Source organism: Staphylococcus ureilyticus, from assembly GCF_002902235.1.
Classification (GTDB): domain Bacteria; phylum Bacillota; class Bacilli; order Staphylococcales; family Staphylococcaceae; genus Staphylococcus; species Staphylococcus ureilyticus.
Genome location: NZ_PPRL01000031.1, coordinates 1 through 7,754, shown reverse-complemented (window position 1 = coordinate 7,754; position 7,754 = coordinate 1). Strand labels below are relative to the sequence as shown.

Annotated in this window: 6 protein-coding genes; 2 read left to right on the top strand and 4 right to left on the bottom strand. The window is 33.2% G+C overall.

From position 1 onward, the window contains the following. Positions 1–117: 117 nt before the first annotated feature. Together CD150_RS03680 and CD150_RS03675 are read left to right on the top strand one after the other, a co-directional pair. Positions 118–1,626: a peptide MFS transporter gene (locus CD150_RS03680; RefSeq protein WP_070039070.1), complete on the top strand. Its 1,509-nt coding sequence runs from the start codon at positions 118–120 to the stop codon at positions 1,624–1,626. A 218-nt stretch (positions 1,627–1,844) separates the two neighbouring features. After that, positions 1,845–2,786: a diacylglycerol/lipid kinase family protein gene (locus CD150_RS03675; RefSeq protein WP_103161351.1), complete on the top strand. Its 942-nt coding sequence runs from the start codon at positions 1,845–1,847 to the stop codon at positions 2,784–2,786. A 238-nt stretch (positions 2,787–3,024) separates the two neighbouring features. Here the strand turns inward: CD150_RS03675 and CD150_RS03670 are convergent, their stop codons facing one another. From CD150_RS03670 to CD150_RS03655, 4 genes are all read right to left on the bottom strand, one after another. Further along, positions 3,025–3,573, bottom strand: a complete 549-nt coding sequence (locus CD150_RS03670; protein ID WP_046207401.1) for a 5' nucleotidase, NT5C type — start codon at positions 3,571–3,573, stop codon at positions 3,025–3,027. 230 nt (positions 3,574–3,803) lie between these two features. Continuing rightward, positions 3,804–4,859, bottom strand: a complete 1,056-nt coding sequence (hisC, locus tag CD150_RS03665) for a histidinol-phosphate transaminase (protein ID WP_073343211.1) — start codon at positions 4,857–4,859, stop codon at positions 3,804–3,806. A gap of 187 nt (positions 4,860–5,046) precedes the next feature. Further along, the gene (locus CD150_RS03660; RefSeq protein ID WP_073343216.1) at positions 5,047–6,561 is read right to left on the bottom strand and encodes an ABC transporter permease/substrate-binding protein; all 1,515 of its coding nucleotides are present in this window, start codon (positions 6,559–6,561) and stop codon (positions 5,047–5,049) included. After that, on the bottom strand, positions 6,558–7,520 hold the full coding sequence (locus CD150_RS03655; protein ID WP_073343220.1) for an ABC transporter ATP-binding protein: 963 nt from the start codon (positions 7,518–7,520) through the stop codon (positions 6,558–6,560). The genes CD150_RS03660 and CD150_RS03655 overlap by 4 nt, the downstream gene beginning before the upstream one ends. Positions 7,521–7,754 lie beyond the last annotated feature (234 nt).

The window sequence follows — 7,754 nt, the reverse complement described above, 5'->3', positions numbered from 1 at the left end:
AATCAGAATATTTCAAATATTGTTGTTTTAAGAATATTATTGAAATTTAATTTAATTAAGCGTAAAATCATTTTTATACATTCTTATAGGGAGTATGAAAGGACGGGGAATGTTTTTATGCAAAATCAAGATAAAGCCCATGAACAAGCGGTTCAATCCATCCCACAAAAAGGATTTTTTGGACACCCTAAAGGGCTAGGCGTATTATTCTTTGTTGAATTTTGGGAGAGGTTCAGCTATTACGGTATGCGTGCCTTACTCATTTTCTACATGTATTTCGCTATTAAAGATGGTGGACTCGGCATGGATAAAAGTACTGCGCAGTCAATTATGGCAGTATACGGGGCACTGATATACATGACATCTGTACTCGGCGGATGGATTTCCGATAGAATTACAGGGACACGCGGAGCAACGTTTTACGGTGGTGTTCTAATCATTATTGGACATATCTTCTTAAGTTTACCTTTAGATATCATAGGATTATTTATTTCTATGTTCTTTATTATTGTAGGTTCTGGTTTAATGAAGCCAAGCATTTCAAATATTGTTGGTAGATTATATCCCGATAGAGATACACGAATAGATGCTGGTTTTGTTATATTCTATATGTCGGTTAACTTAGGCGGATTAATTTCACCTATTATTCTAGATCGCTTTGTACATACAGGTAACTTCCACGGCGGGTTCTTAATCGCTGCCATTGGTATGGCGCTTGGACTTGTTTGGTATATATTTTTCAATAAAAGAAATTTAGGTCAAATTGGTACAAAACCAACTAACCCATTGAATAAAAGCGAGAAGAAAAAATATGGTATTTTATTTGCTGCAATCATTGTAATCATTGCAGTTGTATTATTAATTACTGGCTTAACAGGCACATTATCATTTAATTTAGTTAGTACAACAGTACTTATACTAGGGATTGCCTTACCAATCGTATATTTCACAATTATGATTCGAAGTAAAGAAGTCACAGATGATGAACGCTCAAGAGTAATCGCATTTATACCGCTATTTATACTTGGCGTAATTTTCTGGTCTATTCAAGAACAAGGTGCTAACGTTCTTAATCTCTTTGCATTTGAAAGCAGTGACATGAAATTAAATCTATTTGGGTGGAAAACAGATTTCGGCCCTACACTCTTCCAGTCGATAAATCCGTTATTTATTGTATTGTTAGCGCCAGTGGTTTCATTGATTTGGGCCAAAATGGCTCGACGTCAACCAAGCATAGCAACAAAATTTGTTCTAGGCGCAATATTAGCAGGTGCTTCTTACATAATGATTGGCTCTATTGGACATTCAGCTGGCGGAGCAGACATTAGTGTCAACTGGGTTATTTTGTCTTATATTATTTGTGTTATCGGTGAACTCTGTTTATCACCTACAGGTAACAGTGCAGCAGTTAAACTCGCACCAAAAGCTTTCAACACACAAATGATGAGTTTATGGTTATTAACAAATGCCTGTGCGCAAGCTATAAATGGTACTTTAGTGAAGCTCATTGAGCCTCTGGGACACAAAAATTATTTCCTATTTTTAGGAAGTATTGCAATTGTAGTTAGTTTGATTGTTTTAGCATTTGTACCAAAAATCGTCAAAGGTATGCGTGGCATTAAATAGCTTACGTATCAAGCCCACTTCTCACTTTATTGAGTAAGTGGGTTTTTTCATGCGCTAAAGGTCAGATAAACATTATCTTATTCATCCTTGCGAAAAATTGTCACAGCAAAAAATTTAAAAATGAAGTAAATGCCACCAACTCTTCCTATATAATTATAACTATGAAAATATGGGTAAAGTGAATAAGCAACAAAATTTAAAAGAATATGGTGAAAAAATTGGAAAATACTAAATTCAAACACGGTGTCTTATTTTATCATGAATATAGTGGTATTAAAGATATATATCGAGGACTTGGAGATGTGGCAGCTTCCTTAACTACATTTTGTAAACATCTGTCGCTCCAACTAAGTGAAGACGAAGGTGATATTATAAGATTTTGTCAGAAGATTAAAGACCAAAGTTATAGTGACGATGTAGATATCATTTTCCTACTTGGTGGCGATGGTACTGTCAATGAATTAATCAATGGCATAATGCAACATGAATTGAATATCCCTATTGGTATTATTCCAGGTGGCACATTTAATGATTTTGTTAAAACATTAAACCTGAGTCCACGTCATAAAATAGCCAGTCAACAACTTATTCAATCAGAGTTGCAGTCTTATGATGTTATGAAAATCAATGATCAATACGCACTAAACTTTGCTGGATTAGGACTCATTGTTCAAAATGCAGAAAATGTTCAAAACGGTAATAAGGACATCTTCGGCAAATTGAGTTACGTAGGATCTACGGTTAAAACTTTGCTTAATCCGGAGCATTTTGATTATCAATTAACCGTTGACGGTAAAGTTATTGATGGTAATACTGCAATGCTCGTTGTTGCAAATGGGTCATTTATAGGAGGCAGTCGCATACCTTTAACAGACCTTTCACCTAGTGATGGTTATCTGAATTTATTTATTTTTAAAGAACACAGTTCGAGTGTATTGAGTGATATATTTAAACAAAGAGATAGCATGAACTGGAACCATATGACAAATGGTATTCAGCATTTATTATCCAAAGATATCAAAATAGAGACCACACCGGAAATGAAGGTGGACATCGACGGAGAAATTGCATTAAAAACACCTATCCATATTGAAGTCATACCTAAAGCAATACAAATTTTAACGTTACCTGAAAATACGCCTGATAATGAATATGAATAAATACACTATATATAATGTTTACTAAATAAAATCTTATTAAAAAGGACTAATCCACGTACACAATGGATTAGTCCTTTTGATATAGCGTTTAGAAATGTTTACTCACTTAAAGTATAAATAGGTACACTTGAACTTATCGCCCGCTCACTCATGGATTTTCAAGATTCTGCACATTTTAAGTATAGCATCATTAAAATTACATATTTAAACACACAAAGACACGTTCATGTCATTAAATTTATATATCGTAATCACGGTCACCTAAGAAATACTTTTCAACATCATACCAGTCATCTACACGTGTAAAACGATCATCGTTTACATTATGAGACGCAGTATACATGATTGGCTTACCTGTAAATATAGCTAACTGACGAGGGTTGTCATCTATGAGATAGTCTGCATTTACGATATCTTTACGTCCACAAAAAACAAAGTGCTGTGGATCTAAAAATGGAAAATACTCTCTTAACCATTCATATTTATCATGAAATGATGTAGGAACATCCATTGCAGCAGTAGCAATATAAACATCATAGTATTCAGTTAATTTTTTCACAACTTCTTGAGCATGTGCCATCACTTTTAATTTTTTGAAAAAACCTGGTTCGCGTAAAATTTCATGCAATAAGCCATCATGTTCGGGCATTGCGTGACGTAATTTTTTACCGTCCAACATATCATAGGTTATACCTAAATCTGTACGTTTGTTCACATCTTCAATCAGTGCACCTACTGTATCAGCAAGTACTTCGTCCATATCAATAGCAATTGATTTTCTAGTCATCTCATACTCTACTCCCTTTTAAGTTCTCATTCACTAACAATGATCACGCATGATTACATTAATCATCTGACAACATGACCCTGTTTATCATTATTAGTATAGCAAAAAACGTTCAATGAAACCAAAATTGTACATAAGTCTATCATAATATACTATATAAATTAAATATTTTAATTATATAGTTCAAGCTTTATACATTTTAATTTATTGAACGTTATAGATGATGTTTGTTATAAATCAAAGTTATTTAATACTTCGATCATTTTATCATTTTGCTCAGGGAAGCCAATCGTAATTCTGACACCTTTCGGAAATTCTCTTGTAATGCACCCCTGTTTTAACAATGCTTCATACAATTCGTGAGGTCGTGACGTATTCACAAAAATGAAGTTCGTTTGGCTTGGATTTAATTTATGACTACTAACTGAATCAAAGAATTTTGCTCTTTCTCGAGCATTTTTTTCACGAATAGAATCTAAATACGCTTGATCTTCTAATGCAGCAAGTGCAGCGTGTTCTGATAACCGTCCTACATTAAATGGTGGTCGTATAATATTCCACTTTTCAATTGCTTCTTGAGCAGCGACCACATATCCAATACGCATACCTGCTAATCCATATGCTTTAGAGAACGTTCTAAGTAAGAAAGCATTGGAAAATTGCTCTTGTAGTGCTAATGAATTTGGAAAGTCTTCAGCTGTCACGAATTCAACATAAGCTTCATCTATAATTACTGGTATTTCTTGAGGCACACGTGACAAGAAACGTTGCAATTCATCATGTGTAAAATATGTGCCAGTAGGATTATTAGGGTTACATAGCCATACAAGTTTAGTGTTATCATCAACTTCAGAAAGTATACCTTCTAAATCAAACCCACCATCTTTTAGTGGTACCTGAACAACATCTGCTGCTTCTACAATGGCATTATGATAATATTGACCAAAAGTCATTTCACTTGTAACAATTTTATCTCCTTTAGTTAAAACAGCACGTGAAATCATTAATATCACTTCATCTAATCCTGCACCGAACAAAATACGTGCTGGATCAACATTCAAATGCTCACTTATTGCTTCTTTAATTAACGGAGAACCCGTTTCAGGATAAAATTGCAATTCATCTAAATGCTGCGTGATTGCGTCTTTCACTTTAGGTGACGGTCCATATAAATTTTCATTAGAAGCTAATTTATAAAGTTCACCCTCAATCCCGTATTGTTCTTTTAGTGCTCTTGGTGATAAACCTGGTTGATATGCTGATAATTGTTCTATTTGTTTTTTCATTGTTGATTCGGGCCTCCTTAAATTTACAGAAATTTCAAAACTTAGTAACCATTATATACCTTATTTCCATTGAAAATCAATGTAACTTTTTTTGAAGTGAGAATTTAATCAAATATAAATACGAGTTCAACTTAATGTGTGCATTAACATAGTAAAACACATTGTTAAACTCGTATTGTCTTATGAATTAATCAATTAAATTATGTTTTTCTAAATAGTTTTTAGCTACCTCATAAGGATCTTGTTTTTTCACTGTAACTTCATAATTCATTTGTTGCATATCTTCATCAGATATCTTACCTGCTAATTTGTTAAGTGGTGCTTTGATTTCAGGATGTTCCTTTAAATATGATGTTTTAAACATAGGTGCCCCTTGATATGGTGGGAATACCTTTTTATCATCTTCTAAAACAACCATATCGTATTGTTTTAATTCGGCATCTGTTGAATATGCGTCAATTAAGTTAATATCTCCGCTTTCAACTGCTTGATATCTTAATTTCGGCTCCATCGTCTTAACTTCTCCAAAATCTAAATCATATGCTTTTTTAACAGCTGGATAACCATCACCACGATCATTAAACTCTAATGTGAAACCTGGCTTAATTTGGTCACTTACTTTGTTTAAGTCACCTATCGTTTTAAGGTTATGTTTTTTCGCAAAATCTTTTTTAACTGCCAATGAATAAGTATTGTTATATTTCATTGGTTTTAACATAGTCATATCGTATTTATCTTCTAAACTTGATTTTGCTTGTTGATACACCTTATTTTCTTGTTTAGATTTCAAATCTTCCTTTGTTAACTCTCCAAGTACAGTACCTGTAAACTCAAGGTAGCCATCTATATCGTCAGATTTCAAAGCATTAAATAGGAATGAAGTTTTCCCCATGCCGTCTTTAACATCTACTGTATCATCTGTTTCTTCTTCAATTAAAATTTTATACATATTTGTAATTACAGATGGTTCTGACCCAAGTTTACCTGCTAATGTAATTTTATCTCCTTTTTGAGCAAACATTGGTCCAATAATCACTAATAGCAGAATTATAATAATTGCACCTAGAGAAATAAGTAACTTTTTATAGGACAACTTTTGCATATACCGTAAAACTAAATCAAAAAGAATTGCTAATAAAGCTGCGGGAATCGCTCCAATAATGATCAATGATGTGTCATTTCTATCTATACCTAAAAGAATCAAATCACCAAGACCACCAGCACCAATTAAAGCTGCTAATGTAGCAGTCCCTATAATCAATACCATAGCTGTTCTAATACCTGCCATAATTACTGGCATAGCTATGGGTAATTCCACTTTCGTTAATCTTCTTCCTGGCTTCATACCGATACCCTTAGCTGCCTCAATTAATGACCTATCCACTTCATTGATACCAGTATATGTATTTCTTAATATCGGTAATAATGCATACACTACTAACGCAATCACTGCTGGTACCTTACCAATACCAAACAGTGGTATCATCAAACCAAGCAATGCTAATGATGGTATTGTCTGTAGTACTGCCGCAATATTCATCACAATTTCAGAAATCTTGCGTGTCTTCGTGAGCAAAATACCTAATGGTACTCCAATTACTGCTGCAATGAGCAATGCAATAAATGATATTTGGATATGCTCAAATATCGTAGTTAACAATTGTCCTTTTCGATCTGAAAGTGTATTTATTAATTCATTCATCTTTGACCACCCCCTGTATGCTCGGATAGATATTTAAACATATCTTCGCGTTTAAGCACATGTTGAGTAGCAGTCGATTCATCATTAATAATGATAGCATCATGATTAGCTAAATCACTATAAATATTTTTAATAGAGACGTCGCTGTTAACAATAGGATAGCCTTTGGTAGCTGCCTGTTCATCAATCGTTAATTCTCCAATAAGTTCTGATAGTTTAGTATCTTTTTCTATTTTAAATGATTTATCCCCAACAAATTGTTTTACAAAATCACTTTTAGGATGATTAACCATATTTTCAGGTGTATCTATTTGCTCTACATGTCCTTTGTTTAATAGACAAATTCTGTCAGCAAGTTTCATCGCTTCTTGTATATCATGTGTTACAAAAACGATTGTTTTCTTTATTTTTTGCTGTAATGCAATTAAATCATCTTGTAGTTTTTCTCGACTGATTGGATCTAATGCACTGAAAGGTTCGTCCATCAATATAACTGGTGGATCTGCGGCTAATGCACGCACCACACCAACACGTTGTTGTTGCCCACCTGATAGTTCATCTGGTTTTCTATCTTTAAAAAGTTCTGGCTCTAAGCCAACCATATTTAATAACTCATCTATACGTTCATCAATATCCACGTCTTTCCATTTTTTCATTTGTGGTACTTGTGCAATATTTTCTTTTATTGTTAAATGTGGAAATAATGCAATTTGTTGCAAGACATAACCGATATCCCAACGCATTTCATATACTGGATAGTCACTAATTGGTTTACCTTTAAAATAAATAAATCCCTCTGTTAAGGAAATTAAACGATTAATCATTTTTAATGTCGTAGTTTTACCACAACCTGAAGGTCCGATTAAAACAAAAAACTCACCTTCTTTTATATTAAAGCTAAGATCATCTACAGCCTTTTTATCCCCATAACGTTTGATTACATTTTTAAATTCTATCAATTTTTCACCCTCACTCTTTTCATTGCCTTTACTATCACTTAAAAAAATTCACATAGTTAACACATAACCGATTTATGTATCATTTAACCCTTTTGAACATAGTTAGATAAAACAAAAACGAAGTTAATTGAAACCAATCAATATCACTATTACATTTGTACTTGTATAGTATATTAATAGTTGTCAAATTAACTTCGTATTTATCGCAATTATTTCAATGTAAAATACTAATAC